Annotated in this window: 30 protein-coding genes and 2 pseudogenes; 25 read left to right on the forward strand and 7 right to left on the reverse strand. The window is 63.9% G+C overall.

Features of this window, described 5'->3' with window-relative positions; all coding sequences use genetic code 11:
* Nucleotides 1-206: 206 nt before the first annotated feature.
* Genes AB0J47_RS26450 through AB0J47_RS26460 form a run of 3 tightly spaced genes read right to left on the reverse strand, consistent with a single transcriptional unit; the run spans nucleotide 207 to nucleotide 1,371 of the window.
* Nucleotides 207-674 (reverse strand): SRPBCC domain-containing protein, encoded by a 468-nt coding sequence (locus tag AB0J47_RS26450; RefSeq protein WP_364351350.1) that lies wholly within the window; start codon nucleotides 672-674, stop codon nucleotides 207-209.
* Entirely contained in the window at nucleotides 671-1,009 is a 339-nt protein-coding gene (locus AB0J47_RS26455) for a metalloregulator ArsR/SmtB family transcription factor (protein WP_364351353.1), read from the reverse strand. The genes AB0J47_RS26450 and AB0J47_RS26455 overlap by 4 nt, the downstream gene beginning before the upstream one ends.
* Entirely contained in the window at nucleotides 1,006-1,371 is a 366-nt protein-coding gene (locus tag AB0J47_RS26460) for a glyoxalase superfamily protein (RefSeq protein ID WP_364351356.1), read from the reverse strand. The genes AB0J47_RS26455 and AB0J47_RS26460 overlap by 4 nt, the downstream gene beginning before the upstream one ends.
* An 89-nt stretch (nucleotides 1,372-1,460) precedes the next feature.
* Here AB0J47_RS26460 and AB0J47_RS26465 point away from each other — a divergent pair, with 89 nt between their 5' ends.
* The 5 genes from AB0J47_RS26465 (at nucleotide 1,461) to AB0J47_RS26485 (ending at nucleotide 4,357) form a co-directional block, all read left to right on the forward strand.
* The gene (locus tag AB0J47_RS26465) at nucleotides 1,461-1,736 is read left to right on the forward strand and encodes a hypothetical protein (protein WP_364351359.1); all 276 of its coding nucleotides are present in this window, start codon (nucleotides 1,461-1,463) and stop codon (nucleotides 1,734-1,736) included.
* Nucleotides 1,736-2,065, forward strand: coding sequence for a hypothetical protein (locus AB0J47_RS26470; RefSeq protein ID WP_364351362.1), 330 nt, complete (start codon nucleotides 1,736-1,738; stop codon nucleotides 2,063-2,065). Before AB0J47_RS26465 ends, AB0J47_RS26470 begins: the two co-directional genes overlap by 1 nt.
* Nucleotides 2,066-2,110: 45 nt before the next feature.
* Complete coding sequence (locus AB0J47_RS26475) at nucleotides 2,111-2,662, forward strand: AAA family ATPase (protein WP_364351365.1); 552 nt, start codon at nucleotides 2,111-2,113, stop codon at nucleotides 2,660-2,662.
* A gap of 497 nt (nucleotides 2,663-3,159) precedes the next feature.
* Nucleotides 3,160-3,792, forward strand: coding sequence for a DUF1906 domain-containing protein (locus AB0J47_RS26480; RefSeq protein WP_364351368.1), 633 nt, complete (start codon nucleotides 3,160-3,162; stop codon nucleotides 3,790-3,792).
* A 16-nt stretch (nucleotides 3,793-3,808) separates the two neighbouring features.
* A complete protein-coding gene (locus AB0J47_RS26485; RefSeq protein WP_364351371.1) occupies nucleotides 3,809-4,357 on the forward strand; it encodes an N-acetylmuramoyl-L-alanine amidase in 549 nt (182 codons plus the stop codon).
* An 812-nt stretch (nucleotides 4,358-5,169) separates the two neighbouring features.
* Here AB0J47_RS26485 and AB0J47_RS26490 read toward each other — a convergent pair.
* Nucleotides 5,170-5,313: a hypothetical protein gene (locus AB0J47_RS26490; RefSeq protein WP_364351374.1), complete on the reverse strand. Its 144-nt coding sequence runs from the start codon at nucleotides 5,311-5,313 to the stop codon at nucleotides 5,170-5,172.
* Between the two features lie 309 nt (nucleotides 5,314-5,622).
* On the opposite strand from AB0J47_RS26490, the gene AB0J47_RS26495 reads away from it, so the two are divergent.
* From AB0J47_RS26495 to AB0J47_RS26540, 10 genes and pseudogenes are all read left to right on the forward strand, one after another.
* A complete protein-coding gene (locus AB0J47_RS26495; RefSeq protein WP_364351377.1) occupies nucleotides 5,623-5,973 on the forward strand; it encodes a helix-turn-helix transcriptional regulator in 351 nt (116 codons plus the stop codon).
* Nucleotides 5,970-6,068: a Scr1 family TA system antitoxin-like transcriptional regulator gene (locus AB0J47_RS26500; protein WP_364351380.1), complete on the forward strand. Its 99-nt coding sequence runs from the start codon at nucleotides 5,970-5,972 to the stop codon at nucleotides 6,066-6,068. The genes AB0J47_RS26495 and AB0J47_RS26500 overlap by 4 nt, the downstream gene beginning before the upstream one ends.
* Nucleotides 6,058-6,513 carry a DUF5753 domain-containing protein gene (locus AB0J47_RS26505; protein ID WP_364351654.1) on the forward strand — a complete coding sequence of 152 codons (456 nt, stop codon included), beginning with the start codon at nucleotides 6,058-6,060 and terminating at the stop codon, nucleotides 6,511-6,513. The genes AB0J47_RS26500 and AB0J47_RS26505 overlap by 11 nt, the downstream gene beginning before the upstream one ends.
* Nucleotides 6,510-6,716, forward strand: a complete 207-nt coding sequence (locus AB0J47_RS26510; RefSeq protein WP_364351383.1) for a DUF397 domain-containing protein — start codon at nucleotides 6,510-6,512, stop codon at nucleotides 6,714-6,716. The genes AB0J47_RS26505 and AB0J47_RS26510 overlap by 4 nt, the downstream gene beginning before the upstream one ends.
* A 202-nt stretch (nucleotides 6,717-6,918) precedes the next feature.
* Nucleotides 6,919-7,500: a DUF3558 domain-containing protein gene (locus tag AB0J47_RS26515; protein ID WP_364351386.1), complete on the forward strand. Its 582-nt coding sequence runs from the start codon at nucleotides 6,919-6,921 to the stop codon at nucleotides 7,498-7,500.
* 56 nt (nucleotides 7,501-7,556) lie between these two features.
* The gene (locus AB0J47_RS26520) at nucleotides 7,557-8,075 is read left to right on the forward strand and encodes a hypothetical protein (protein WP_364351389.1); all 519 of its coding nucleotides are present in this window, start codon (nucleotides 7,557-7,559) and stop codon (nucleotides 8,073-8,075) included.
* Complete coding sequence (locus AB0J47_RS26525) at nucleotides 8,072-9,238, forward strand: hypothetical protein (RefSeq protein ID WP_364351392.1); 1,167 nt, start codon at nucleotides 8,072-8,074, stop codon at nucleotides 9,236-9,238. The genes AB0J47_RS26520 and AB0J47_RS26525 overlap by 4 nt, the downstream gene beginning before the upstream one ends.
* A 129-nt stretch (nucleotides 9,239-9,367) precedes the next feature.
* Nucleotides 9,368-10,129, forward strand: a complete 762-nt coding sequence (locus tag AB0J47_RS26530) for an ESX secretion-associated protein EspG (RefSeq protein WP_364351395.1) — start codon at nucleotides 9,368-9,370, stop codon at nucleotides 10,127-10,129.
* Nucleotides 10,130-10,203: 74 nt separating this feature from the next.
* Nucleotides 10,204-10,588 (forward strand): annotated as a pseudogene (locus tag AB0J47_RS26535) (Tn3 family transposase); the annotation flags it as partial.
* Nucleotides 10,574-10,812, forward strand: a pseudogene (locus AB0J47_RS26540) (aldo/keto reductase); the annotation flags it as partial. The pseudogenes AB0J47_RS26535 and AB0J47_RS26540, both read left to right, overlap by 15 nt.
* Before the next feature lie 174 nt (nucleotides 10,813-10,986).
* Here AB0J47_RS26540 and AB0J47_RS26545 read toward each other — a convergent pair.
* Both AB0J47_RS26545 and AB0J47_RS26550 read right to left on the reverse strand, forming a co-directional pair.
* Complete coding sequence (locus tag AB0J47_RS26545) at nucleotides 10,987-13,800, reverse strand: aminotransferase class I/II-fold pyridoxal phosphate-dependent enzyme (RefSeq protein ID WP_364351398.1); 2,814 nt, start codon at nucleotides 13,798-13,800, stop codon at nucleotides 10,987-10,989.
* A gap of 158 nt (nucleotides 13,801-13,958) precedes the next feature.
* On the reverse strand, nucleotides 13,959-15,464 hold the full coding sequence (locus AB0J47_RS26550; RefSeq protein ID WP_364351401.1) for an FAD-dependent oxidoreductase: 1,506 nt from the start codon (nucleotides 15,462-15,464) through the stop codon (nucleotides 13,959-13,961).
* A gap of 173 nt (nucleotides 15,465-15,637) precedes the next feature.
* Between AB0J47_RS26550 and AB0J47_RS26555 the strand changes: the two genes are divergently transcribed.
* Nucleotides 15,638-15,883 carry a CsbD family protein gene (locus AB0J47_RS26555; RefSeq protein WP_364351404.1) on the forward strand — a complete coding sequence of 82 codons (246 nt, stop codon included), beginning with the start codon at nucleotides 15,638-15,640 and terminating at the stop codon, nucleotides 15,881-15,883.
* Between the two features lie 77 nt (nucleotides 15,884-15,960).
* Here the strand turns inward: AB0J47_RS26555 and AB0J47_RS26560 are convergent, their stop codons facing one another.
* Nucleotides 15,961-16,293 (reverse strand): hypothetical protein, encoded by a 333-nt coding sequence (locus tag AB0J47_RS26560; protein ID WP_364351407.1) that lies wholly within the window; start codon nucleotides 16,291-16,293, stop codon nucleotides 15,961-15,963.
* 168 nt (nucleotides 16,294-16,461) lie between these two features.
* Between AB0J47_RS26560 and AB0J47_RS26565 the strand changes: the two genes are divergently transcribed.
* From AB0J47_RS26565 to ectB, 9 genes are all read left to right on the forward strand, one after another.
* Nucleotides 16,462-16,995: a DUF6328 family protein gene (locus tag AB0J47_RS26565; RefSeq protein ID WP_364351410.1), complete on the forward strand. Its 534-nt coding sequence runs from the start codon at nucleotides 16,462-16,464 to the stop codon at nucleotides 16,993-16,995.
* A gap of 230 nt (nucleotides 16,996-17,225) precedes the next feature.
* Nucleotides 17,226-17,624 (forward strand): STAS domain-containing protein, encoded by a 399-nt coding sequence (locus tag AB0J47_RS26570; protein ID WP_364351413.1) that lies wholly within the window; start codon nucleotides 17,226-17,228, stop codon nucleotides 17,622-17,624.
* A 128-nt stretch (nucleotides 17,625-17,752) separates the two neighbouring features.
* Nucleotides 17,753-18,376 (forward strand): PAS and ANTAR domain-containing protein, encoded by a 624-nt coding sequence (locus tag AB0J47_RS26575; protein WP_364351657.1) that lies wholly within the window; start codon nucleotides 17,753-17,755, stop codon nucleotides 18,374-18,376.
* A gap of 115 nt (nucleotides 18,377-18,491) precedes the next feature.
* Entirely contained in the window at nucleotides 18,492-18,923 is a 432-nt protein-coding gene (locus AB0J47_RS26580; protein ID WP_364351416.1) for an anti-sigma factor, read from the forward strand.
* Nucleotides 18,913-19,698 (forward strand): RNA polymerase sigma factor SigF, encoded by a 786-nt coding sequence (locus AB0J47_RS26585; RefSeq protein WP_364351419.1) that lies wholly within the window; start codon nucleotides 18,913-18,915, stop codon nucleotides 19,696-19,698. The genes AB0J47_RS26580 and AB0J47_RS26585 overlap by 11 nt, the downstream gene beginning before the upstream one ends.
* 125 nt (nucleotides 19,699-19,823) lie before the next feature.
* Nucleotides 19,824-20,222 (forward strand): hypothetical protein, encoded by a 399-nt coding sequence (locus AB0J47_RS26590; protein WP_364351422.1) that lies wholly within the window; start codon nucleotides 19,824-19,826, stop codon nucleotides 20,220-20,222.
* A 232-nt stretch (nucleotides 20,223-20,454) separates the two neighbouring features.
* A complete protein-coding gene (locus AB0J47_RS26595) occupies nucleotides 20,455-21,165 on the forward strand; it encodes a response regulator transcription factor (RefSeq protein ID WP_364351425.1) in 711 nt (236 codons plus the stop codon).
* 150 nt (nucleotides 21,166-21,315) lie between these two features.
* Nucleotides 21,316-21,900: a diaminobutyrate acetyltransferase gene (gene ectA / locus AB0J47_RS26600; protein WP_364351428.1), complete on the forward strand. Its 585-nt coding sequence runs from the start codon at nucleotides 21,316-21,318 to the stop codon at nucleotides 21,898-21,900.
* The gene (gene ectB, locus AB0J47_RS26605; protein WP_364351431.1) at nucleotides 21,897-23,165 is read left to right on the forward strand and encodes a diaminobutyrate--2-oxoglutarate transaminase; all 1,269 of its coding nucleotides are present in this window, start codon (nucleotides 21,897-21,899) and stop codon (nucleotides 23,163-23,165) included. The genes ectA and ectB overlap by 4 nt, the downstream gene beginning before the upstream one ends.
* The last annotated feature ends 1 nt before the right edge of the window (nucleotide 23,166 follow it).

Below are 23,166 nucleotides of genomic sequence, written 5' to 3' on the forward strand. Positions count from 1 at the left end.
ACGCCCGGCATAGAGGCTGTTGCCGATCAGGCTCGACAGGCGTCCAGCAGGCGATGGTGATGTCACAGCGGGGACCAAAGCGAGCATGATTGTGCGGCATCAGTCCATCCAGATAGGTGCCTGTGTCACGGCCGAAATCCGCGTTGATTCGGCTGCAGGCTCTATACAACGTTTGCGGTTGCACCGGCAGCGCAACGCGGCGCGACTCAGCGCCCGAGGTTCGGTTCGAGCTCCTGCAGTACCTCGTCGATGCGTCGCATGACATGGGAGCGCCAACCGGCGTCCATGATCGTGCGGGCCCTCTGCTGGAGCGGGTGGTCCGGATCGAATCCGGCGTGTGCCAAGAACAGTCGGGTGCCCTTGCCCTCGGGCTCCAGCGTCCAGGTGATCGTCCAGTTGGCAGCATGCTCGGCATTCGGCTCGGCATCGCGCCAGCCGACGCGCAGCATCCGCTCCGATTCGAAGGCCAGCACCTCGGCCGCGATCACGCCGGAAAAGCCGGTCGCCGGAACAGCTTTCGCGTCGATGGTGTAGCGGTGCCCGACCTCGAGCCGGAAGTCGGATGGCATGAACCACCGTGCGAGCAACTCCGGTTCGGTCAGCGCGCGCCACACCTTCGCCGGTGGGTGCGCAAGGAATTCGTCCACGTGAATAGTGGTCGGATCGTCGGTCATTCTCTCTCCTGTTCCATGGTGTCCAGCAGTTCACGCAGCCCGGTCAACTTCTCGCGCCAGAACCGCTCGAACGGGTGCAACCACTCTTGGATCTCGTACAGCGGGGCCGCCTCGAGCCGGTACAGCCGTTGCCGCCCGACCTTGTTCTCGCTGACCAATTCGGCCTCCCGCAGCACCCGCAGATGTTCGGAGAAGCTCGGCCGCGCCATGTCGAAATGCGCGGCCAGATCGGTCACCGGTTGCGGTCCGCCCTCGCGTAGCAGCCGCAGCACCTCGCGCCGAACCGGACTGGCCAACGCCGCGAAGACCCGCCCCTCGGGCGCCTCGACGGTCACCGGCCCGCGGCGGCCAGAACGAAGCGGTTGCCATCGGGATCGGTCAGCGTGGCCTGACGTCCCCAGGGCAGGTCGGTCGGTCCCTCGACCGCCACACCTGCCTCGGCCAGCGCCGCACAGTCCGCATCGAGGTCGGCGGTTTCGAGGATGACGCCGGTAGAACTGCCGGGCGTGAATCCCTGCTCCGTACTGGCCAGCGTGAACGCGGTCTGGGCGCCCTTTGGTGCGACCTGTAGCCAGCGCACCGGCCCCATCTGCTGATCCACCAGCACCTCGAATCCGAGGGTGTCGACATAGAAGTCCTTGGCCCGTTCCTGATCGGCGACGGGCACGGTAACGACCTTGGCATGGGTGATGTTCACGATCCCGACTATAGGTAGGAAAAATCCTACGCGTCAAATGGTGGCGACTAGGACCGATCGGTCGGTTACTATGCGCGTAGTATGTGGCCATGGGGTTCGAGTGGCCGGACTGGGCGTTCGCGCATTTGATCGGCATCGGACCCCGGGAGGTACGCCAAGTCCTCGAAAGCGCACGGCGCTGGCCGCGGAACGCCGATGACGGGCACGTGATGGTGTTGTCGGTCTGGGGTCGCACGGGCACCGGGCGGCCGCTGATCGTGGCGACGCGCCAACAGGACCAGTGGACCTGGCTGATCATCGGCGCCCGGGAAATGCGCGCCGACGAACTGAAAATGTTCGAGGAGTGGGAACAGGAGAACCGGTGATGAGCGATAAGGATTTCCCGTCCACCCCGGACGAAGTCGCGGCGTTCATGGATCGGCTGACCTTCAGCGACGACCCGGTCCCGCCGGAGAAGGCGCCGCCGCCACTCGCCCCCGGAGACGACATTGTGGTGACCAGCTCCATTCGCATGCCGCTGGAGCTGCACACCCGAGTCAAGCAGCTCGCCGACAGCCGTGGCATCGGCATGTCGACACTGATCCGGGAGTGGATGGAGGCGGCCATCGCCGAACTCGATGGCGACCAGCTCATCTCGCGCGCCGACGCCGTGCGCGCACTATCGCGACTGCATCCGATCCACCGCGCGAGCTGAGTCGGCGCTACGGCGGCCGAAAATAAGTGGCGCTCGGCTGCGATCATGGCGGATATGGAATCCGCCGTCTATCTGATAACCGGCATCCAGGCCGCCGGCAAGTCCACGGTCGCCCAGGCATTGGCGCAGCGGCTGCCGCGCTCGGCGCATGTGCGCGGGGATGCGTTCCGGCGCTTCATCATCGGCGGCCGAGCGGATATGAGTCCGGAGCCGTCGACGGAAGCACTGGACCAACTGCGGCTGCGGCACGCACTGGCCGCGCACACCGCCGATGCGTATGCCGCGGCCGGATTCACCGCCATCATCCAGGATGTCGTGCTCGGGGAGTTCCTGCCCTACACCCTCGACCGCATCCGGACCAGGCCGCGATATGTGGTGGTGCTCGCGCCGAAACCGGCCGTGGTCGCTGCGCGCGAGGCGGGCCGGGCCAAGGTCGCCTACGACGGCTTCACCGTCGACAGCCTGGACGAGGCGCTGCGGGCGCAGACTCCGCGCATCGGATTATGGTTGGACACTTCCGATCTCACCGTGGAGCAGACCGTCGACGAGATTCTCGAGCGGGCCCGACCATTGGAGAGCGAAGTCCCTGCTCGGTGATTGTGTCCAACACCTTGGCGCCTCGTATTCCGACAGCTCGGTGCGCAGCCGCGAACACGCTGTAGCCGAATAGCGATGTCCAGGACATCGACCGGTTGGGGTGCTGTCGAGGAAGGCTGAGACCGCATTCGGACCAGGCCACGATAAAGTATGCACAACAACACGTTTGGACTGGTTCTGGCTTCAACTATCCGGTTCCGGTTGTATGCTTCCCCATCAAGCGAATGGCCTAAACGGGGGGCGGGGGCACAGGGGAACACTGACTTAGCGCCGAATCATCTTGCGAGCAGACCGATCTCGTGACGCGTGCCGCATCTTGCCTTTGAATTCCTCCACACATGCCGTCCTGCGGCGTGCGGACGGGATCCCTTGTCGTGCAACACAAGTGGAAGGAAAATGGTGCGACACGCGCGTCGAATCGGCATGCGATGCTGCGCTGAGGAAGTCCCTGCCTGTCCAACCGGCGATACCCAGCCGTCAAAGAGGACAGGACAATCATGACGCGGTTGATCGATTTCTCCGCAGCTCTCATCGAGCCCGGCAACATCCAGACCGCAGGGTTTGCCGGGGTCGTCGGATACTTCTCCGAGTCGAGACCCGGAACGAATTTCGCCGCCAAACCACTGCGGCGCGACTACTGCGACCGGTTGCGCGCGGCGGGCCTCGAGATCGTCACCAACTACCAGTACGGCAAAGCGGACACGGCCGACTGGCGTGGCGGCTACGACGGTGGCGCCCGGCATGCCGAGACGGCGTTGCGCCTGCACTTCGAGGCGGGCGGCCCCGGCGACCGTCCGCTCTACGCTCCCGTCGACGACAACCCGGGCCTCGACGACTGGAACAATCTCATCGCTCCGTTCCTGCGTGGCTGGGCCTCGGTGGTCGGCGCCGAGTGGACCGGCGTCTACTGCAATGCCCGCTGCATCGACTGGGCTTTGGAAGACGGTGTCGCCCAATGGTTCTGGCAGCACAACTGGTCCGGCGATCCCGCCATCAACGGTGATCACCCCAAGGCGCACCTGCACCAGATCGAGATCGACCACCGCGAGATCGCCGGCGTCGGGATCGACGTCAGCGATGTCCTTAAACCCGACTACGGACAGTGGTCGGCCGCCACCAACACCCGATAACCCGAGGGGGTACATCATGGCGACATCACCTATCACCAAGCAAGACGACCAGACCGGCGTCAGTCCCAACTGCGACTCCCGCGACGGCGAGCAGGTTATCTGGTTCCTGCTGCACACCCAGGAAGGCGACGGCGATGCCCAGTCGCTGGCGCACTACCTGCAGAATGCCAATTCGGGCGTGTCCTACCACTACACCGTGGACAACTCCGGGACAGTGATCGACGTGGTTGATACCGACAATTCCGCGTGGGCCGTGATCAGCGGTAATCCTCGCTCGATCAATCTGTGCTTCGCGGGCTCGCGCGTGGCCTGGACGCGGGATGAGTGGTTCTCGAACATGCGGGCCGGAATCGACTGTGCCGCATGGATCGCCGTGCAGGACGCTCGCAAGTACGGTATTCCGATTCGCACGATCACACCCGAACAACTCGGCAACGACGAGGCCGGGATCGCCGACCACAACGCCTATACCATCGGCAAGCGCGAAGGCACACACACCGATGTCGGCCCCAATTTCCCGTGGGACTACCTGAACTCGAAGCTGGCCGAGTACAGCGAGGCCTGAGCGAGACCTTGCCCGGCCCGGCGCCGTTGCTCGCGGCCGCCCGAGCCAGGCCTGGTGTGCTCGACATCGTTGACCTCGGGTATGACCGTGCCGTCGGACAACCCGCAGATGCCCGCGCCAGCACGATCCCGCCAGCACATCGGTTTGTGTCCGATATCGATGACCAATGCGCAATTGGCGATCCTCGAGCCGGTGCTGCCACTGCCGCACAGCTGGCACGGAACGTGGTCAGCCTGAATTACTCTGCCGCCGTGCGGTGGTGGACTCCGCGGGAACAGGCTGATTTGCCCATTTGCGGACCGCTTCCGCGAACCGCTCGACCACATCGGCTGGGGCGCCGCTGTAGATGGCCGATGGCCCGATGAACGGATCACGTTGCGGCAGTGGTGGATTGCAATCTGTGGCCGGCGATTGGCGGCGGTTCGGCTTTCTGGCGGTCATCGGCCCGCCTGACCGGTGTTCTCCGCGCCCGGATCGGCGTGCAGTTTCCGCACCGGCCACACCCTGTAAGGGAGGGGAATGAGCGGGATCATCAGAGCGGGGATCTGAGCGAGCATTGGGCAGCACCTCTTGGTTGTTCCGTATTGGCAATCTGTTGTCAGGCAGACGATCGGGTGCAGGTGGGGCAGTCGGCGGACGAATCGGTGGGGTGCGGATGTCCCGTCTCGATCAGGCGTATCCAACAGCCGCGCAACATCTCACACGTCCGCACCGTGCAGTCGGCGTGTAAGGCGCGGGATATCTCCCGATGCATCTGGGCCGGTGACATCGCATGGCTCGGATACTGGTGCCGGACGGCATCGGCAGCCATATCAGAATCCCAGATGCGGAACATCGGCCGGGACGAACCGGCCGGCCTCGATGAGCCGCTTCTTCGCCTGCGCCTTGACCGGGCATATCGACGCCTGGCAGTCCAAGTGGCTCTGCATGATTACATGCGCGTATTCGATTGTCATCACGGGCAATTCGCTGTGGTTCGCTACCGGCAGGCCGTGCATGCGGATACTCCGAATGTGAGTGTGGGTATTTGGAATGCCCGGTAGCCGAGGCCGAAACTGCCTGTGCTACAAAGTGGTTCGCTTAGGCAGTGGGTTCATCCCGGCTACCGGGGTGATGCAAGTAGACACCCGGCCTTCGGAAAACGGCATCCCCAATCGCCCGCTTCCGTCGTATTATCGCCAAACTTTCTCCGCGGATACCGCCACGTGAGCGCCACCTGCTGACGGCTTCCAAAAGTCCGGTCACTACATAGTGAGGCTAACGATATGAGCGTTACCGGCAGTACCCTCGCGCGCCGTGCCCTCGGTCGTGAACTGCGCCGATTGCGGACAGTCAAGGGCATGTATCAAGCCGAGGCGGCCAGGCTGGCCGAAACCTCCCCCCAATCGATCGGCCGTATAGAGGAGGGGCGATCGACCCGGATCACCAGCTTTCAGATCAACGCCCTGTGCGATGCCTATGGAGCCACCGACGACGAACGGCGAATCCTGTTGGGCTGGTGCAGGAGGTGCGGGCCGCGCGGGAGCGGGGCGGCGGCTGGTGGCGTTCGTATGCCGATCAGATCACTGGGGACTTCGACCATTACCTGGCTTTGGAGGAGGCTGCGAGTCGATTGACGGCGTGGAAGGTAGCCATTGTTCCGGGGTTGCTCCAGACTCCGGACTATCGCCGTGCGATAGCTTGGGCTGAATCCCCCCGAGCTGCCAACTGAGCAGATCGAGAGGCGAATCGAGTGGTTAATACGGAGGCAGAGACGTCTCGAAGACCCAAGTCTGACTGTGGAGGTCTTGTTGTCGGAGGCCGTCCTCCGCGAAGAGGTCGGAGGCCCAGCAGTTTTGGCGGAACAACTGCATCGACTTGCCGAAGTTGGCGCCTTGCCGAATGTTTCGATACGAGTCGTCCCATTCAACGCCCGCAACCATCTCGGCGTGTTGGTCGGATCGTGCTTCCTAATGGAATTTCCGCCCTTGCCGCAGTCCAAGTTGGTCGAACCGCCGATCGTCTACGTCGAGGGGTACGCCGGTGACTTGTACTTAGAGCGTGAGGAAGAAGTGGGACATTATCGAACTGCGCTCGCCGAGATCGGGCGTGTAGCGTTGGACGAGAGCGAGTCCAGGCGAAAAATCCTGGCGATAGCGAAGGAGTACAGGACGTGAGCGTCGATCTGTCCGGGGCGAACTGGTACAAGAGCAGCCGCAGCAGCTCGACGAAGGAATGCGTGGAGGTCGCACACCTCGATGGGGGCATGGTCGGGGTGCGGGACTCGAAGAACCCCACGGGCCCGGCTCTGGTGTTCAGGCCCGCCGAGTGGGATGCGTTCACGGAGGGTGTGCAGGGCGGGGAGTTCAAGCCGTCCTGAGTAGCGTGTGCATGTGAAATCGTAGGAACCCCAGATGCTTTCGGCATCTGGGGTTCTTCCGATTCAGCGTTCCTCCGCGATCGAAACCGCGATGATCGCTTTGCATGGTGGTGACCTGGCCGGTACCGTCTAGACGAGCTTGCGGGGGCGGGGAAGCCGGTCCGACCCCGGGTCTGGGATGGCACCGGTGCGAGAGGACGAGATGGCTAGCTGCAGCGGTGTGGTCCGGGGTGTGGTTCTCGGTGCGGGGGTGGTTGTACTGGTCTCGGCGTGCAACTCCGGTGGGGACTCGAAGGGCAGCGTGAACAGTGCGTCGTCGACGGCAACCATCGCGGCGGATGTGCCAGCGGGGTTCGATGCGTGTAAAGACATCCCGCAGTCGGTGATTCAGCAGGAACAGCTGATCAAGCCGACGCCGGACATCACAGATAGGCCCGGCGGCTACAAGTGGCGCGGCTGCGACTGGGTTCAGCGTGGTGGCGATGGATACGCTGTCACGATCGACACCACCAATATCACCTTGGCGATGGTGCGTGCGAACAGTCAGTTCACTGTCACCGAAGAGTCCAATGTGGCTGGGCGGGCGGCACTTACCTATCGCCCAAGCGATGATAAGACGGATCAACATGAGAACTGCATACTGATTGTCGATATGAGGGGCGGCAGCCTGGAGGTCAGTATCACCAACCCGCCTTCGGCCAAACTGACTGCCTCCCAGCACTCCTGCGACATCGCCAAGCGTCTCGGGAAAGGGATCGTTCCAGCGATACCTGCCACTCTCTAGACTTGAACGAACTCCGGTCGATCACTGTCGGAAACCCTGGGGGAGGACCACGAACTATGAGCGACTCCACGACATCATCATCGTCGGGCCCGCTGGCCAGCGCGATCAAGGACGCTCAGGACGGCAAACTGACTGTCAGTTTCAGCGACAAAGTGCGTGTCAACGCCGACGAGTTCGTCTACATCGAGCGCGACTGCGAGGCTTTCAAAGAAGAGATCCGCCGACTTCAGCGGATCGCTGAAAGGATCTCGAACCGAAAGAACTGGGGTCTCGGTGAGTCGACGGACGGTATGATCTCGGCCGCCACGCTGGTGGCTCGCTTCCGTGGTAAGGCCAAGATTGTCAATCCAGCCACGGACTCGAACAACAACGTCTACGACATGCTGGAGCAGCACTACCAGATCGTTGACGACATCCAAACCCTGCATCGCACAATCGCCCAGAAATACGTCGAGCAGGACCAAGAATTCGCCGCTGAGTACAACGCGTTGATGGCGAATAAGGAAGCCAGCCAGATCGGTACCCTAAACCAACCAGGCGTGATCTCAGCCCCGGCTGTCGGAGCCTCGAAATGACCGATTCGAACGAGCCCTCGAAGATTGCTGGTGGCGGTGAGCATGTCGATAGTTGGAACCATTGGGAGATTTACAACGCGTTCACTCCGCTGAACACGACCGAGGCTCACGATGGCTCCGGCGAGTATGCGCAGATCGCCACGTCGTGGGCCTCGGCGGCAGAACTTTTCGCCAACCGGATCAATCATTCGAGCTCGGCCGCCTGGGACGGCAATGCCGCGAAGAGTTCGCGGGAAGCGATCAGCAAATACGCCAAGGCCGCATTGGACCTGACAACACCGCTGCAGAACCTCGCAGACCGAGTGTCAGCAGCGGCCAAGGGCGTCAACGATACTCAGAATGCCGTGGACAAGCCGCCGGACGGGGGAACGTGGTACAACCCGAAGAGCTGGAACCTGGGCATTTACCATGGTCCGAATTCCGCTGCGGTGCGCAACGATTGCGAGAGTTCCGCACGGGAAGCCATGCGCAGTCACTACGTAAACACATTCGTTTCGGCGGATAAGCAGATTCCAGTGCTCCCGGTACCGAACAGCCCAACCGATCCGTTGTACAAGCCACCGGAAACCAAGAACGATGGCTACACCCCGGGGACCAGTGGAAACGGTGGCGGTAACCCGACGTCCGGGACCGGTAACCAGGGCAAGGGCGACCAGAACGAAAATTCGCAGCCCGCAACCGATCCGACGACGAACAGTTCGCAGGATCCGTCGTCGACCACTCCCACAAGTACCGATTCGTCGCAGACCCCGTCGAGCACCTCCGGTACCCAACCGAGTTCGGTGACTCCCACGACGAGTACTTCGACGACGCCGAGCAGCTACCCGGGCGGAACGGGCAGCAACGGCAGCGGGCTGGGCGGCACCTCCGGCACCACCTCGGGCAAGCCCGGCAGCAGCGTTCCCGGTACACCGACCGCCACCGGCACGGCAGCCAACGCGGCACGTGCGGCGACCACCAGCACCGGCACCTCAGGAATGTCGGGCATGGGCGGGATGGGCGGTGGTCGTGGCCAATCCAAGGGCGACGACGAGTCCCATCAGCTCCCCGAGTGGCTTCGGAATATGGAGAACACCGAAGAGTTGCTCGGTCCTGCCCCGAAATCTGTTCCCGGCGGCGTGATCGGCGGTGACCACGCCGAACCCGGATCGACACCGAGCTGATCTCCGGCCGCCGGTCGAAGCATCGGTGGCCGGGGCGTTTCCTGCCTGAATTTCGTTGGCTCGCCGCCTGTCCCGAGGTACTTACGCAGTACCCGGGCGGCGCCGAGTCCGCCGCATGATGTTGATTGGATGACCACGATGGCCGAATGGAGTTGGGAACCGGACGATTTCGCGGCGCTCTGGTACAGCGACGCGAACGACCGGTTCCCGGACCCGCTGCGCTATGTCAGCCGTTTGGCCACCAACGATGAGGTCGCCGCGCATCGGGTCGCCGTGCGCACCCGCTACGGTGTCGAGGAAACCGAGCAGATCAACCTCGCCCTGCACACTCTCACCACCTCCGAGCTGCGTATCGAAATCGGCGGTGAATCAACGGTTCTCGGCAAGGGCGAACCCCGTGAATACCGCGTCCTCGGGGCCCGGACCCCATATCACGCGGTGATGCTGACCCAGACCGCCACGGGCGGTGTCGACAGCCCTATCCGCTGTCGGCTGTTCCGCACCGAACAGCTGGCTGCGCGCTTGGCCGGCATTCTGCCCTCGGTTCCTCCGGGCAGCGCTAAACCGGACACCTTCCATGTCGAGGACCTGCGTTCCAGTAACAACGGTCATGGCCGCAATAGTCCGCTGGAACGTTTCGATCGTCTCACTCAGCACCGCTCCGGCGCGGGCGTCGCCGGCCTGCTCGCGGGATACCTGCACAGCCGCCCGGCCCCCTGGTATGCCCTCGGATGGTTCGATGCCGAGGGCGATGGCCGATACGTTCAGCAGCAAACCCGCGAGCACATCACCATCCGCCCCGCCACCACCGGCGATCTCACCAATTACTTCGAAACCTGGATCGACCTGGCCCTGAAACGACTCCACGGCGACGACCCCGACAGCTGGTGATGCGATCGTCGCCGGATTCGGGGTCGCCGTAGTATCGGCCGAAAATCGGGCGGATATGCCCGGGCGCAGATACCGAGGCCCGGTTCCCGCACGCCGGCCCGCTGATGACCCGCCGCGCCATCCTCGGCCTGATCGCCGAGCGCTGAGACGACCTGCTGCGGCTTTCCGGGTCGCTGAAGTGCGGGCACGCCACCGCCTCGCTGCTGGTCGGCAAGCTGTCGGCCTCGGACCGGCAGAACACCCTCGCGGCCGCGCTCGAGGAGCACAGGCGCTGCGCCGCACGAATCGCCTGAACCACAGAGTATTACGGGCTCGCCGTTGAACAGACGCGCCGGGCAGGCCGACACGTCGACGACGAAGTCTTGGCGCACATCAGCCCTGCGCACAGCGAGAATCAACTTCTTCGGCGCCATCGACGCCGAGCTGACCGAGCTCGGCCCCACCGGCTACCGGCTGCTGGAAACCGCTGTCAGCTACGGCAACGAGGAAGCCGTCGGTCGCGCGATCGCGGCCTCTGGGATCGCGCGTGAAGACCTGTTCGTCACCACGAAACTGTGGATCCAGGACTCGCGCAACGGCTCGGCTCGGCCGAGGAAGCCACGAAACGCTCCTTCGACGCCTCTCTGCAGCGCTTCGGCCTGGACTACCTCGATCTGTATCTGATCCACCAGCCCCTCGGCGACTACTACGGCGAATGGCGGGCCATGCTGCACCGCCAAGGCCCCCCACCGACGAGGAAATGAACCGCATCGCCGCCCTCGATACCGGCTCATCCCTGTTCTTCGACCACCATGACACCGACACGGTGCGCTGGCTCACCAGCCGCGAATACAACTGACGAGCCGATACCGTGCGCGCTATCGCGACTGCATCCGATCCAATGCGCGAGCTGATTCCAGCGCCGTCGCTGTCTGCGACACATCGCCGGACGCCGTGGCAATTGCGTGCCGAGTTGCGGCCAGCCGTGCGAGTGCGGCCTCGGTGAAGACCGACAATCCGAGGTCGGGGTTGTATCCGTGAATTTCCTTGACATCGAGTTCGGCCAGGAAATACAGGATCTCCGTCGAGATCACCTGCCCCGGAACCAGCACCGGGAAGCCGGGCGGATAGGGGACCACGAATGTGGTGGACACCAGAGTCTTACCCTTGGCGATCCGTCGCCCGGCGTCACCGAGCAGGATGTGTTCGCGGTCGGAATCCTCATACCCGGCATAGAAGGCCGATCGCATGTCGCCGAACGAGCGGGCGCCGTCGGGACGAAATACGCTATCGAACTCGCTGAAGTCGGGTAGCGCGGGCAGATCCTTGGTGATCTCGTCGACCCGGCGCTGCTGCAGGGCGCGATCAGCCTTTCCGGCCGCACCCTGGCTGCGCTCGAAGTCGGTGGCCACTCGGCGCAGCACGTCGAGCAGGTAGTGCACGCTCGACCAGGTGACGCCGATCGTGAAGATCAGCAGCACACTGTTGATCGAGGTCTTGTTGATCTGGATACCGAACCGGTCCATCAGAACTTTCTCGCGGAACTCGAACCCGTTCATGCCGGTCTTGCCGATGAACAGGGTGACCCGAGTCGGATCGAGCACGAACTGATCGGACCGCCACGCCTCGTTCCACTCCGCCAAGCCACCCTGCCTGACCTGTCGGTAAGAGCTGACTTCGGAGGGCCGGAATTCGTCGGGCACCAGGTCGTCCTCGTCGAGGATGCGGAACCACTTGCCGATCAGCCGGTCTTTGCGGACGCGGTGGCGGAAGACCAGCGCCATGTCGTAGACGTGCCGGACCAGCTGAAAGCCCTCGATGTCGACCTGCCGACGCGCCAAGTCCAACGACGCCAGCAGTTGTTGGTTCGGCGACGTCGAGGTGTGGGTCAAAAACGCCTCACCGAACGCTTCTCGGGCGAGAGCTTTGAAATCCTGGTCGCGGACATGGATCATCGACGCCTGCCGAAGCGCCGACAGCGACTTGTGGGTGGAATGCGTCGCATACACGCGTACCCGCGCGCGCCCGGGGTCGGGAAGCAGACGACGGTTGCTCCACTGGGTGCGGTCGACTCCCTCCATCGACGCACGCCACGCGCGGTATTCCTCGGCGTACCCGGGCGAGGACAGTGTCGACTCGAGTTGTGCGGCGGCAACCATCGCGGTCCGCTGCCGGGCCCACGGCACCGCGGTTGCGAACGCGTACCACGCCTCATCCCACAGGAAGCAAATGTCCGGCTTGATAGCCAGGACCTCCTCCATCACGCGCCGGGGGTTGTAGACGATGCCGTCGAAAGTGCAGTTGGTGAGCAGCAGCATGCGCACTCGGTCCAGCTGTCCGGCCGCCTCGAGGTCCAACAGCGCCTTCTTGATGGTCTGCAGGGATACGGCTCCATAGATCGCGAACGGCTCGAGCGGGTAGGCCTCCAGGTACATCGGGTATGCCCCGGCGAGCACCAGGCCATAGTGGTGCGACTTGTGGCAATTGCGGTCGATCAGAACAATGTCGCCCGGCCGGGTCAGGGCCTGCACAACGATCTTGTTCGCGGTGGACGTTCCGTTGGTGACGAAGTACGTCTGATCGGCACACCATGTCCTCGCGGCTTTGTCCATCGCCGCCCTGATCGTGCCGTGTGGGTCCAGCAGCGAGTCGAGCCCGCCGGAGGTGGACGACGTCTCGGCCATGAAAATGTTGCGACCGTAGAATTCGCCCATATCCTGCAGCGTTTTGGAGTTGAAGATGCTGGCGCCACGCGCGACGGGAAGGGCGTGGAATTGGCCGACCGGCGCGGCCGCATAGGCACGCAGGGCGTCGAAAAACGGTGTGGCGTACCGGCTCCGGAAGCCGGCGAGCACCGTGCTGTACAGGTCGGTGACATCGTTGAGCCGATAGAACGTGCGGTCGTAGACGTTCGGCTCGTCCTGGGTCTCCGCGGCGATCGACTTGTCGGTGAGCAGGTACAGATCGATATGAGGCCGCAACTGCCTGATCCACTCGCCACATTCGACCCAGTTCTGGGTGCGGTCGGTCACGACCACGTCGTCGTTGACGCCGAGCAATGTGGTCATCAACGGCACTCTGTCGCGTGAACGAAGTGGCAGGTCATGCCGGATGATCGCGGCCTGAATCTCGCCGTTCAAGGCGACGGCGGTGATGGCGTCCTCGATGCTCGACACGACAAGCAACTCGAACTGCACATCGTCGGATGCGTCGCGAAGCGCCCGCAGGCTCTGCGCCAGGCTCTCGGGAACCTCGGGCGGGGAATCGTCGCCGAGCAGGACAGTGAAGAACTGCTGGTGTTTGGCCCGCGCCACGAGTTCCTGATCGGCCAAGGGCGCGGACGTGTCGAACACGGCTGTACCGTCGCCGTACTCGGAGAGCAGGCGCACAGCCAGCGACACCTCCTCGGTGAGCCGCACCGTCGCAAGATCGGCGAGATATCCGCGAAACGCCGCCAGTCTCGCCGCGCCTGGGTACAGCCAATACCGCTCGAAGGCGCCGAGACGCTCGAGCAGGCGCCGCACCTGGGCGGCTTCGTGGGTGGTGTCCAGCCCGGCACGGTTGACGTCGGCGAGCCGACGGCACGCGTCGTCGAGCAGATTCCATGTGTCGATTCGCGAGTACGACGGGTTCGCTACCGCCGCCAACGCGGAAACACTGAGCCCTTTCGGGCGCTCGCCGTTTCGGTGCATGTCGTCAGTTTTCGCCGCTCAATCGGTGGGCGAAGCGATTTGTCGAACACGAACGATCAGCCTGGAACATTCCTCGCTGCGAATATTGTCCTCCGCCGTCGATCAAATTCCTAGCTTGCGCTCAGGGTGCCGTGGTGTCGGCGCTGTGTGGGACGCGCTCAGTCCTGAGTCACGGGGCCGGGGAACGGGCCGGAAATCGGCGTCAGCGAGTCGGTGGCCGGCCCCTCGAGCAGGGTGCCGTCGGCGGCGAATCGGGATCCGTGCAGCGGGCAGTCCCAGGATTGCTCGGCATCGTTCCAGCGCACGATGCCACCCAGATGTGGGCAGACCGCGGAGACCTCGGTGGTGGCGCCGTCGACAGTGCATACGGCGGTCGGGCGCAGCCCGTGGCGTTCGACGCGGCCGCTGCCCTCGGCAGGCGCTGCACCGAGGCCGGTGCCGAGCATGCGCAGCCAGCCGAAGGAAAGTTGTTGGGCCACAGAGCTATTGGCGAATACAGCGGCGGGTATCGACTTCAGCTCGCTCGGGCGCCAGCTGGCGAAGGTATCGGCCCACTGCGGTGGTTTGCCGTTGATCCGGCCGGCGAGCGCCAAGGCCGCGGCAATACCGTTCGTCAAACCCCACTTGGCGTAACCGGTGGCGAGCAGGATGTGATTCTGCCCGGGCAGCAGCGGTCCGACGTACGGCAGTTCGTCGACCGGGTGATAGTCCTGAGCGGACCAGCTCTGCAGCGGTTCGGCGGTGGGGAAGCAGCGCCGTGTCCATGCGATCAACTCCTCGACCCGGCGGCTCGCCGCATCCGTGCGCCCCACTACGTGGCCGTTGCCGCCGACCAGCAGCAGATCCGCGCCATCGGGACCCGGGGTATACCGCAGCGACCGGGTCGGCTCGCCCGCGCTGATGAACATTTCGTGCGGAATCGGCTCGGCTACCCGGAAGGCGCTCAGATAGGAGCGCTCGGCAGTGAGCCGGGCGAAGAAACCGCCGCGGTCGAGTATCGGGGTGCCGGTGGCCAGGATGATCGTGCGCGCAACCAGATCGCCGTGCTCGGTTTCGACGACCAACTGGTCGTGTTCGCCGCTGTGCACGCCCTTGGCCCGGGTGGATTCGAAGATCGGCGCGCCGCGCGATTCGATATCGGCAGCCAAACTGGCCAGCAGCGCCATCGGATCGAGCTGGGCCTGGTTGTCTAGCCGGACCGCACCGTGCGCCGGGAAAGGCACCTCCAGTTCCTCGACGAGTGTTGTGGCCAGGCCGGCGGCCCGTGTCGCCTCGTATTCCCTTCGCACAGCGGCCATTTCAGACTTGGACTGAGCGTAGGTAAGCGCCGGGACGCGCTGGATGGGCACGGAATGCTCGGCGCAATACCGCAATAACCATTGCTGCCCTTCGCGATTGGCCTCGACATAGTCGGTCACCGCCCGATCGCCGTGTCGAGCGCGGATCCGCTGCGCTCGAATCCCTTGCAGCAGACTGATCTTCGCCGTGCTGGCACCGGTCGTGCCCGCACCGACGCGCTTACTCTCCAGTACCGCCACGTCGACCCCGCTCTCGGCCAACAGTAGGGCGGTCACCAAGCCGGTGAGCCCGGCGCCGATCACGACGGTGTCGAACCGCAGCCCCGGCGTGAGCCGCAGGCGCGCCGGCACTTCGGCATCGTTCAACCACAGGGACCTCATGCTCCGGCGATAACCGTTGCCGCGCCGCCGAAACATCCCGATACGCGGGCGAGAATTTCCGGAATCCACAAAGAAAATGCGCAGTTCCGATTCAACCGAGAGATCCCGGGTATGCGGCGAATGTCCACCTGAAAACCGATATTTCGGAGGTAGATATCGTGTCCGAGCACAAGAGTGGTCCCCGTGAAGGTGTCGAAGGCGTCGTCGAAGACGCCAAGGGCAAGGTCAAGGAGGCCGCCGGCGCAGTCTTCGGAAAGGACGACCTGCGGGACGAAGGCAAGGCCCAGCAGGATAAGGCGGAATCACAGCGTGAAGCAGCCAGCAAGGAAGCGGCCGCCGAGAAGCAGCGCGCCGAAGCCAAGCTCGACGAACAGCGCCAGCGCGCTTACCAGCAGGGGCAGTGATTATCGATAATCGCTGCACATGAAAGTAATGGGTTGTCGGACAATATGTCCGGCAACCCATTACTTCGTCACCAGAATTACTTCGGCACCAGGATGCCGGTCAAGTCGGCTTTGCGGATAGGGGTGTCCGGATTGGCCTGCGCCCGGCACATAAGTTCGATGGCCGCGATCGAGGCGTCGACGGACTGATCATTGGTCGCCGGCGCATTACCGTTGCGTTCCTGCTCGAGGAATTTGGTCACCGTGACGCGCTGTTTGTCCTTGTCCTGCGCGACGAATTCGTTACAGGGCGTGTCACCGCCCTTGTTCACGGCCTTCTCGGCCTCCTCGCAGCCGCTCGCCAAGACCGCCAGCGCGGCCGCGGCGGCCACCGCGGCGATGCGACCTCGGCCGTTTCCGGTGATTCTCATGATGGATCGCTCCTCCTCGAAACGACGCCGCCGATCGCATCGGCGTCATCCTTCGCATACCCGCCCGTCGAACACCGAATCAGCGGTGCTGGCGATCACCGATCGCGGGGTGTACGCCGACCCGGCGCGGGTACGCCGCCAACACGGAGCGCGAACCCAGGAGCAGCCATGGCGACGACATCGAAAGGCGATGACACTGCCGTGACCATCGATGATCAGGAATGGGATCGCAAAGCCAGGCACGAGACCGAAGCCCAACGGCTGGACCGCAATTGGTCCAATCTGGTGCAGGAACTGCGCGTCGTGCAGACCGGTGTGCAGTTCTTGATCAGCGCCCTGCTGATCCTTCCGTTCCAGGCCGGATTCACCACCTTGTCCGAGCCGATGCGACTGCTATATCTGGGCACCGTCTCCGCGGCGATGGGGGCGACGGTATTCCTGGTCGCGCCGGTATCGTGGCATCGGATCCTGTTCCGGCGACATCGGCTGGGCAATGTGGTGGCCGCGGCCCATCGCTGTGCGATGGCCGGGATCGCGCTGCTCGGCGTCGCGTTGACCGGTGCGACGATTCTGGTGATGGCCACCGTCGCGGGCGCCATCGCCGGTGCGGTGGCGGGTGTGGTGGTCGCGATGCTGTTCGCGTTGGCTTGGGTGATGTTGCCCTGGCGCTGGCGCGACCGCCGCGCTGGCTCGGATGGTTGATTATGGTTGATCTGGGGCACGCCGGCGTGCCAGACTTGTACCGGTTGAGAATTACAGCCGAACCCGGGTTCGAAGCGGTACACCACGCGGGACTCGGCCAGCGGGAGCGCTCAGCGACACGCGACAGTGTGGCGACTACCGACGCAGCGTAGTGATACTCCTCCAACCGTCGCCCTCCTGCCGATCCGATCCTGCCGCCCAGGACCGGTATCTCCGTTGGGAGGTTTGACATGTCAGCCGCTCTTCAGCACCGATCAAACGGTCGGCATCCGGCCGGTGAACGACCACGCAACCGGTTCTGGGCACAGCGGGTCGACCGCCGGAAACAGTGTGTGGTGGTGCGGGCCGAGGGTGAACTCGACGCGGCCGCACTCCCAGAATTCCGCGCGATGCTCGAACGTGCCGTCGCGACCCGGTGCCATGCGGTCGTCCTGGATTTGCGCGCCACCAAATTCCTGAGCATCCGGGTCGCGGCCGCCATCGGCGCGATCAAACAGCACGCCGCGCACGGCGGCCCCGATGTGCGGATCGTCGCGGGTCGCCGGGAGATCGAGCGGGTGCTCGCCATTACCGGAGTACGCGCCGTGTGCTGTGATTTCCCCACCATGCGTGCCGCACTCGACACATAATGAGGTCTTAAGTCCCTGGTCGGGCCGATATCCCGGCACCGAGCATGATCACGCTCCATACTTGCGCTGTGATGGAGAGTGGATCGGTTTCGCCCGAGCAGGCGAAAGCGTTGGGCCGGGTCATCGGCATGGGTAAGGTGCAGAACGTCGGCACCTTTTACTTCTGGTTTGCCGACCAACGGTGGGAGTGGTCCGACGAGGTCGCGCTGTTGCACGGATACGAGCCGGGGACGGTGACACCGACCACCGAACTGCTGTTGTCGCATAAGCATCCCGAGGACCGGGCGCAGGTCGCGGACACTCTGGCCAACTCCATCGAGAATGCGCAGCCGTTCTCCAGTCGGCACCGGATCATCGATACGACCGGTCGCGTGCACCATGTGATTGTGGTGGCCGATCAGATGCTCGACGAGGCGGAAACGGTGATCGGGACGTCGGGGTACTACATCGATGTTACCGAGGCACTCGAGGAGCGGCAGCAGGAAACCCTCGACGGCACGCTGCCCGAGCTGTATGCGGCGCGGGCGGTGATCGAGCAAGCCAAGGGCGCGTTGATGCTGGTCTACGGCGTCAGTGCCGAACAGGCGTTCCGGGTGCTGAGCTGGCGCTCCCAGGAGACCAATATCAAACTGCGGGCACTGGCCGCACGGTTGGTCGCCGATCTCGGCTCGCTGGCCGATTCGATGGCCGATATGCGCACGCGGTTCGACCATCTGCTGTTGACTGCGCATGAACGGATCGAGGCCGACTGAGTCGAATCCACACCGGTTGTGATGTTTCGATCGTGACCGGCCGGGTAAGTCGCGAATGGCCCCCGACCCGAAGGCAGGTTCCGGTCGGCTCGGAGGAAAAGAGGTGGTGATGGGCATGGGGGATTGGAGTTCCCAGTCCGCGGCGGAGAAGACGACGACGATCGGGGTACGCATCCCTGCCGAGTTGGAGCAGCTGACCATGCTGCGCGCGCTCGCCGAAACCGTTGCGCTCATCGCGGATTTCGCGATCGATGAAGTGGTCGATATCCGGCTCGCGCTCGATGAGGTGGCCACTTCGTTGATCCTGGAGGCAACACCAGGCTCGACCTTGCACTGCGATTTCACCTACAACGATCACGAAATGTTCGTGCGCGTCGCCGCGGTCGCGGTGTCGGAGAAGGTGGTCGGTCAGGCCGGATTCGGCTGGCACATCGTCCGCACGCTGACACAGTCGATCTCGGCGGCGCAGGAGCCGTTCGACAGCGCGGTCTCCGGATTCCCGACCGTCGTCGACTTCAGCTGGGCACGGAGTGGTGATGGCGGCTGATTCGAGAGCGCACCGCGACAGTTACGACAATATAGAGCCGCTCTTCGAAAAGATCGCCGCCATCGACCCGGCCGATCACCGTCGAGAACTGTTGCGCGAGGAGTTGATCGGCCGGTGCCTGCCGCTGGCCGAACACATCGCGCGCAAATTCTCCGGGCGCGGGGAGAACTTCGACGATCTGCTGCAGGTGGCCCGATTGGGTCTGGTGCAGGCCGTGGACCGCTTCGATGTGTCGCGTGGTTCCTCGTTCCTGTCGTTCGCGGTGCCGACGATCATGGGCGAGGTGCGCAGGCATTTCCGGGACAACACCTGGGCGGTTCGGGTGCCACGGCGCACCAAGGAGATCCAGCTGAGCATCGGTCCGACCATCGAGGCGTTATCGCAGCGGCTCGGTCGGCTGCCCAAGGCCCGCGAGATCGCCGCGGAACTGAGTGTGGATCTGGTCGAGGTCACCCAGGCGCTCATCGCGGGCAATGCCTATCAGTCGAGTTCGATCGACGCGGTGGCCGGTGACGACATCGAGAACGCGCCGCAACCGCTGCTGGACAGCCTGGGTGAGGAAGAGCCCAGCTACCAGTATGTGGAGGACTATCTGGCGGTTCGGCCGCTGATCGAGGAACTGCCCGACCGCGAACGCGAGGTGCTGGTCATGCGGTTCTTCGAGTCCAAGACCCAGTCCCAGATCGCTGAACAGCTCGGCGTTTCGCAGATGCACGTCTCGCGCATACTGTCCAGAACGCTCGGTAAGTTGCGCGACGACGCACTGCGCGACTGATAGCGACGGTAATACATTGTCGCGCAACGTCTTTCGTAGTGATCGGAGCCACGGTTTGCCCGGCGTCGCACGCGGGTACGCGAAGAGGAACCGGACTATTGATGCCGACGCGCAAGGAGGTCGTCATGAACGATCAGCGACGACCGGCCACCCGAGATCCGTACAGCGGACCGGGGGCTTCGAGGTCGCTGAAGAAACCGCCGGAATCAGTCGTTCGTGGCGAGGGCCCGCAGCAGCCCGGGCGCTTCCTCGTCACCCGCAATCATGAAGTGATCCGGCGGTGGGCCGAGCAGCGCGGTGCGCGCCCGGCCACCATGCCAGGCAGCGAATACGGTGGTCGCCTCGGCGTCCTGCGCTTCGATTTCCCCGGGTATGGCGGCGCGGTGCTGCGCGCGGTGGGTTGGGACGAATGGTTCGCCACCTTCGATGCGCGTCGGCTGATGTTCCGCTATCAGGAGCGCAGGGCCGATGGCGGGCCGAGCAACTTCAACCGGCTGGAACAATCCCATCGCGACGAGTGGTGACACTGGCCGAAATGTGTCGCATGTCACGTTCAATTTGCACAAATCGGGTCCTCATGCGCAGGGTGGAGGTAGCCGGACGCTAACCGACTTCCCGTGACCTGCCGTTTACCAATTGGTCGGCCGGGGTATTCAAGCAGTTGGCAAAGGTGCTCGAAGGCGGACTTTCGCGTCGGTTCTGGGTACGCGAGTCTCCGCGTCGCGTCGCGTCCGCGTGGTTGCAAGGGATGAGGGCTTGACCGCAAACCTGATGATCGTTGACGACGACGAAGTGGTACGTGGCGCACTGCGCACGGCCATGGAAGATGAGGGTTACGACGTTGCCGAGGCACAGGAGGCCGAGGACGCGCTGACGTATCTGCGCAACAATGGTGCTCCCGATGTGATGATCGTCGAACTGATGCTCGGGGACATGGACGGCTTCGATTGCATCAGGGAGATCCGCCGCGAGCACGACGTGCCGATCATTGTGGTCAGCTCGCGTGATGACACCCATGATGTGGTGGCCGCACTGGAGGCCGGTGCCGACGACTACGTCACCAAGCCGTTCGAGATCAAGGAGATCTCCGCGCGCATGCGGGCGCTGCGCCGGCGCGCGCGCCTGACTATGGAGCGCGAAGCGCCGCGCGAGGCGGTACTCGACGCACACCCCGACGGGCCGCTGGTGCTGGATCGCGACGGTGGTGCGGTGCGCCGCGGTGAGGATGAAATCCGGCTCACCATCACCGAATTCAAATTGCTCTGCGAGCTCGCCGAATCGCCCGGGCGGGTGCTCAGCCGCACCGTTCTGCTCGAAAGAGTATGGGACGACGGCTTTTTCGGCGATGAACGGATCGTCGATGTTCATATGCGCCGCCTGCGCACCAAAATCGAGCTCGACGCCTCCGATCCGCGCGTCGTAGTCACCGTGCGCGGTCTCGGCTACCGACTCGATCTGCAGCGGTGAGCAGTGTGACCGACGCCGCAATGGCACCGAAGTATGACGCTGCCTGCGGTTGTTTTCTTTTCGTAATACAACCGCAAAGAGATCGACAGGTTCACCTCAAAGTTGCTTCGTAAGCCTGGATAAGTAATGCAGACCGGACCAGGGAGACGTATGTCACTGCACACCTTGTCCACCACGACAATCGAACCATCGGTCACCGAATATCCTTCGGCCGTACCGATTGCCGGAGCGCACACCCAGCCGGTGCTGCGCCCGCCGAGAGTCGGTGACGCGGCCGAGATCTGGCGGATCGCCAAGGATTCGCAGGTCCTCGACACCAATTCCAGCTACGCCTACCTGCTGTGGTGTCGTGATTTCGCGAGCACCTCGGTGGTTGCCGAAGTCGGTGGCCGGGTCGTCGGATTCGTGATCGGCTACCTGCGTCCGCAGGCCCCGCAGACGGTGTTCGTCTGGCAGGTCGCGGTGGAGCACGAACAGCGGGGACGCGGCCTCGGCGTCGCGCTGCTGGAAACGCTGCTCGACACCGTGGCCGGCGCCGGTGTTTCGGCACTGGAGACCACGATCGCACCGGACAATCCGGCCTCGATCGCGATGTTCGCCTCGGTGGCGCGTCGCCGATCGGCCGAGCTGACCAAGCAGCCCTTATTCGATTCCGAACTCTTCCCGGACAGCCACGCTGCCGAAGACCTCTATTTGATCGCCCCCACCGCCCGAAAGCAGGAGGATCGACGTTGATTACCGCCGAGACGACCATTTTCGAGGAGCTCGAATCCAATGTTCGTGGCTATTGCCGCGCCTGGCCGACGGTGTTCACCACCGCGTCCGGGAGTTGGTTGCGCGCCGAGGACGGGAAGGAGTACCTCGACTTCTTCGCCGGAGCGGGAGCGTTGAACTACGGCCACAACAATCCGGTGCTCAAGCAGCCGCTGCTGGACTACATCGCCGGTGACGGGATCACCCACGGCCTGGATATGTCGACCGTGGCCAAGCGCGGGCTGCTGGAAACCCTGCGCGATACCGTGTTCGCGCCGCGCGGCCTGGAATACAAGGTCCAGTTCCCCGGCCCGACCGGCGCGAACGCCGTCGAAGCCGCGCTGAAGTTGGCCCGTAAGGTCACCGGACGCGAGACGATCATCAGCTTCACCAACGCCTTCCACGGCATGTCGCTGGGTGCGCTGTCGGTGACCGGCAATGCCGCCAAGCGGGCCGGCGCCGGTGTGCCGCTGGTGCATGCCGCGCATATGCCCTATGACGGCTACTTCGACAACACCACCGCCGACTTCCAGTGGATGGAGCGGGTGCTCGACGACACCTCCTCCGGTTTCGATCGGCCCGCCGCGGTGATCGTGGAAACGGTGCAGGGTGAGGGCGGAGTGAATATCGCACGCCCGGAATGGCTGCGGCATCTGTCCGAATTGTGCACTGCGCGCGGAATTTTGCTGATCGTCGACGATGTGCAGATGGGCTGCGGCCGGACCGGGCCGTTCTTCTCCTTCGAGGTCGCCGGCATCACCCCCGATATCGTGACGCTCTCGAAGTCCATCGGCGGCTACGGTTTGCCGCTGGCGCTGGTGCTGTTCAAGCCGGAGCTCGACGTCTGGGCGCCGGGTGAGCACAACGGCACTTTCCGCGGTAACAACCCGGCCTTCATCACCGCACAGGCCGCGTTGGAGCACTTCTGGTCCGACGGCACTCTGCAGGCCTCGACCGAGGCGAAGGGGCAGCGTATCGGTGCGGCCCTGACCCAGGCGGCCGAGTACTTCCCGGGCATTTCGACGCGGGGTCGCGGACTGGTGCACGGTGTGGTTTTCGACGATCCATCCCAGGCGGGCAAGGTCTGCCAGGTGGCCTTCGAGCGTGGGCTGCTGGTGGAGACGTCCGGTTCGCTGGACGAAGTGGTGAAGTTGTTGCCGCCGTTGACGGTCACCGACGAGGAGGTCGAGCATGGTCTACGGGTGCTGACCGGCGCGATCGGCACCGTCTGTGGACAGGAGCGTTGAG

The organism is Nocardia sp. NPDC049737 (assembly GCF_040674755.1).
Classification (GTDB): Bacteria; Actinomycetota; Actinomycetes; order Mycobacteriales; family Mycobacteriaceae; genus Nocardia.

Bases quoted from the DNA above. Each gene is read 5' to 3' on its own strand.
- AB0J47_RS26570 (WP_364351413.1), top strand. From the start codon at position 17,226: ATGTCAGCCGCTCTTCAGCACCGATCAAACGGTCGGCATCCGGCCGGT.
- AB0J47_RS26590 (WP_364351422.1), top strand. From the start codon at position 19,824: ATGAACGATCAGCGACGACCGGCCACCCGAGATCCGTACAGCGGACCG.
- AB0J47_RS26480 (WP_364351368.1), top strand. From the start codon at position 3,160: ATGACGCGGTTGATCGATTTCTCCGCAGCTCTCATCGAGCCCGGCAAC.
- AB0J47_RS26450 (WP_364351350.1), bottom strand. From the start codon at position 674: ATGACCGACGATCCGACCACTATTCACGTGGACGAATTCCTTGCGCAC.
- ectA (WP_364351428.1), top strand. From the start codon at position 21,316: ATGTCACTGCACACCTTGTCCACCACGACAATCGAACCATCGGTCACC.
- AB0J47_RS26530 (WP_364351395.1), top strand. From the start codon at position 9,368: ATGACCACGATGGCCGAATGGAGTTGGGAACCGGACGATTTCGCGGCG.
- AB0J47_RS26515 (WP_364351386.1), top strand. From the start codon at position 6,919: ATGGCTAGCTGCAGCGGTGTGGTCCGGGGTGTGGTTCTCGGTGCGGGG.
- AB0J47_RS26545 (WP_364351398.1), bottom strand. From the start codon at position 13,800: ATGCACCGAAACGGCGAGCGCCCGAAAGGGCTCAGTGTTTCCGCGTTG.
- AB0J47_RS26490 (WP_364351374.1), bottom strand. From the start codon at position 5,313: ATGACAATCGAATACGCGCATGTAATCATGCAGAGCCACTTGGACTGC.
- AB0J47_RS26465 (WP_364351359.1), top strand. From the start codon at position 1,461: ATGGGGTTCGAGTGGCCGGACTGGGCGTTCGCGCATTTGATCGGCATC.
- AB0J47_RS26525 (WP_364351392.1), top strand. From the start codon at position 8,072: ATGACCGATTCGAACGAGCCCTCGAAGATTGCTGGTGGCGGTGAGCAT.
- AB0J47_RS26475 (WP_364351365.1), top strand. From the start codon at position 2,111: ATGGCGGATATGGAATCCGCCGTCTATCTGATAACCGGCATCCAGGCC.
- AB0J47_RS26470 (WP_364351362.1), top strand. From the start codon at position 1,736: ATGAGCGATAAGGATTTCCCGTCCACCCCGGACGAAGTCGCGGCGTTC.
- AB0J47_RS26495 (WP_364351377.1), top strand. From the start codon at position 5,623: ATGAGCGTTACCGGCAGTACCCTCGCGCGCCGTGCCCTCGGTCGTGAA.
- AB0J47_RS26585 (WP_364351419.1), top strand. From the start codon at position 18,913: ATGGCGGCTGATTCGAGAGCGCACCGCGACAGTTACGACAATATAGAG.
- AB0J47_RS26575 (WP_364351657.1), top strand. From the start codon at position 17,753: ATGGGTAAGGTGCAGAACGTCGGCACCTTTTACTTCTGGTTTGCCGAC.
- AB0J47_RS26560 (WP_364351407.1), bottom strand. From the start codon at position 16,293: ATGAGAATCACCGGAAACGGCCGAGGTCGCATCGCCGCGGTGGCCGCC.
- AB0J47_RS26580 (WP_364351416.1), top strand. From the start codon at position 18,492: ATGGGGGATTGGAGTTCCCAGTCCGCGGCGGAGAAGACGACGACGATC.
- AB0J47_RS26520 (WP_364351389.1), top strand. From the start codon at position 7,557: ATGAGCGACTCCACGACATCATCATCGTCGGGCCCGCTGGCCAGCGCG.
- AB0J47_RS26485 (WP_364351371.1), top strand. From the start codon at position 3,809: ATGGCGACATCACCTATCACCAAGCAAGACGACCAGACCGGCGTCAGT.
- AB0J47_RS26565 (WP_364351410.1), top strand. From the start codon at position 16,462: ATGGCGACGACATCGAAAGGCGATGACACTGCCGTGACCATCGATGAT.